Origin of the sequence: Rhizobium sp. Rhizsp42 (assembly GCF_047304155.1) — a bacterium.
GTDB lineage: Bacteria > Pseudomonadota > Alphaproteobacteria > Rhizobiales > Rhizobiaceae > Rhizobium.
The window spans coordinates 1-401 of record NZ_JBGLYS010000122.1 but is presented as its reverse complement, the minus strand read 5'-3'; the positions used below and the strand labels follow the sequence as shown (position 1 = coordinate 401).

Below are 401 nucleotides of genomic sequence, written 5' to 3'. Positions count from 1 at the left end.
AGCTTACCCGCGGATGCGGCGGCGATCGCGGCGCGTACGGCGTCGAAATAGACCTGGTCTGCATCGATCTCGTGGTCGGAGGCGAGCACATGCATGATCGCGCTCTCGCCGAAGCGGTCACGCACCAGCGCGCCGGCGGCGGCAACGGCGGCAGCCGTGTTGCGCGCCATCGGCTCCAGAAGGATGCTCGACAGTGTCAGGTCGAGTTCGCGGGCCTGCTCGGCGACGAGGAAGCGGAATTCCTCGTTGGTGATGACGATCGCCGGTTCATAGAGGGTCTTGTCGGAGACGCGCAACAGCGTGTCCTGGAACAGCGTGGTGTCACCGATGAAGCGGATGAACTGCTTGGGGGCGGCGGCGCGCGACAGCGGCCACAGGCGCGTGCCCTTGCCACCTGCCAT

At 66.6% G+C, this 401-nt stretch carries 1 protein-coding gene; it reads right to left on the bottom strand.

Translation table 11 applies throughout. From position 1 onward, the window contains the following. Positions 1 to 401, bottom strand: a 401-nt coding sequence (locus ACCD05_RS31810; RefSeq protein ID WP_413397659.1) for a sugar phosphate nucleotidyltransferase, incomplete at both ends; no start/stop codon positions are given.